Here is a 2,030-nt window from a genome sequence, read left to right on the forward strand (position 1 = left end):
GAACGTGAGCACGACCGCGTACGCCTTCAGCGTGAACCAGAGGACGCCGAGGACGGGAAGCGCGTCCACCCCCGGTCCGTGCCAGCCGCCGAGCCAGAGCGTCGTCATGATCGACGAGACCACCGCGACCTCGCCGTACTCGGCGACGAAGAACACGCCCCAGCGCATGCCGGAGTACTCGGTGAGGAACCCCGCGACGAGCTCCGACTCGGCCTCGGGCAGGTCGAAGGGGTTGCGGTTCGTCTCGGCGAGCGCCGCGATGAAGTAGGTGCAGAACGCGAGCGGGAGGACGAGGAGGTTCACGAGGAGCCCCGGCTGCGACTCGGTGATGTCCACCATCGAGAGCGAGCCGGTGACGAGCACGACCGTCACGAGCGAGAGGATCTGCGGCACCTCGTACGAGACGAGCTGGCCCGCCGAGCGGAGGCCGCCGATGAGCGAGTACTTGTCGTTCGAGGCCCACCCGGCGATGACGATGCCGAGCACCGTCATGGAGCCGAGGGTGGTCAGGTAGAGGAGCCCGATGTTGAGATCGGCGCCGAGGATGCCGGGCGCGAAGGGCAGCACCGCGAACGAGGCGAGCATCGGGCTGAAGACGATGAGCGGCGCGGCGAGGAAGAACCACTTGTCGGTGACCCGCGCCCGGATGTCCTCCTTGCCGATGAGCTTGAGCGCGTCGGCGATCGTCTGGAGGAGGCCGAAGGGCCCGGTGTGGATCGGCCCGACGCGGTCCTGCATGAGCGCCTGGATCTTCCGCTCCAGGTAGATCTGCACGAGCGCCCCGTTCAGCACGACGACGATCGCGAGCACCACCGCGATGAGGAGGCGGAGCACCGCCCAGACGACGGGATCGAGGCCGAGGGGTCCGTCGGGCATCTTCTAGCCGCCCCGCGCGTCGCTGCGCGGCGGGAGGAACGACTTCCGGAGCGGGTGCCCCGGGAAGGACTCCTCGAGGAAGATCCGGCGCAGGTCGGGGTGCCCGTCGAAGACGATCCCGAACATGTCGTACGTCTCGCGCTCGCACCAGTTCGCGCCGGCCCAGAGCCCGACGAGCGAGGGAACGTGCGGGTCGTCCTCGGCGCACCGCGTCCGCAGCATGACCGAGAGCCCGCTCGCGGTGCTCCGGACGAAGGTCACCGAACGGAGCTCGCTCCCCAGGTCGACCCCGGCGTTCACCGAGTAGAAGTCGCAGCCGGCGCCGTCGCGGACCGCGCGCGCCAGCGCCAGGAGGTGCTCGCGCGGCACGTCCACGACGACCATGTCGTGGAGCGTGGAGACCCGTGCCCGGTCGCCCGCGAGGCCCGCGATCTTGGCGACCGCGGCACCCAAGCCGGGCGCGGGCCGGGGAGCGCTCAGTACCACCGGAGGGCCTCTTTCCGCCAGGCGTAGACGAGACCGACGACCAGGACGCCGACGAAGAGGACCATCTCGACGAGGCCGGTCCAGCCGAAGGAGCGGAAGAACGCGGCCCACGGGATGAGGAAGATGACGTCCACGTCGAAGACCACGAAGAGGAGGGCGAAGACGTAGAAGTGGGTGGGGTACCGGCCCCAGGCCTGCCCGACCGGCTCCTCCCCCGACTCGTAGGTGCGGAGCTTCTCGCGCGTCGGCTTCCGGGGAGCGATGAGCCGGCTGATCCCGAGGAGCAGGCTCGTGAACAGTGCCCCCGCGAGGAAGAAGACGAAGACGTATAGATACGAAAGGTTGTAGTCGGGCACCGCGCCCAAGCGTACGGCTGGCCTCGTGACGACCGCAAACCAGCGCTCGGCCGGCCGTTTGACACCGTCAGGCCGGCGGGGGTACGGTGGCCGAGGCCAGTCTCATCGTACGGAAAGCGTACGCAGCGAACGGGGAGGCGAAGAGGGTTTTGTCGGTCGTGACCGCGTCCCGGCGCGCCGCCACACCACCCTCACTACGGCACTCGCTCATGCGCTGGGCCGACGGCACCGCCGATCGGACCGCGCGCGCGCTCGTCGGCCTCCGCACCGGCCGCCTCATCCGGCCGCGGATGCTCATCGGCGTTCTCGCGA

Annotated in this window: 3 protein-coding genes; all 3 read right to left on the minus strand. The window is 69.7% G+C overall.

Annotation, left to right across the window (positions count from 1 at the left end; all coding sequences use genetic code 11):
* Positions 1–876 (minus strand): NADH-quinone oxidoreductase subunit H (locus HY049_19405; protein MBI3451066.1); only part of this gene is annotated, 876 nt, incomplete at its 3' end.
* 3 nt (positions 877–879) lie between these two features.
* Positions 880–1,329, minus strand: coding sequence for an NADH-quinone oxidoreductase subunit C (locus tag HY049_19410; GenBank protein MBI3451067.1), 450 nt, complete (start codon positions 1,327–1,329; stop codon positions 880–882).
* A 23-nt stretch (positions 1,330–1,352) separates the two neighbouring features.
* A complete protein-coding gene (locus HY049_19415; protein ID MBI3451068.1) occupies positions 1,353–1,718 on the minus strand; it encodes an NADH-quinone oxidoreductase subunit A in 366 nt (121 codons plus the stop codon).
* Positions 1,719–2,030: the final 312 nt, after the last annotated feature.

The sequence above is a fragment of the Acidobacteriota bacterium genome (assembly GCA_016195325.1).
Classification (GTDB): Bacteria; Acidobacteriota; Polarisedimenticolia; order JACPZX01; family JACPZX01; genus JACPZX01.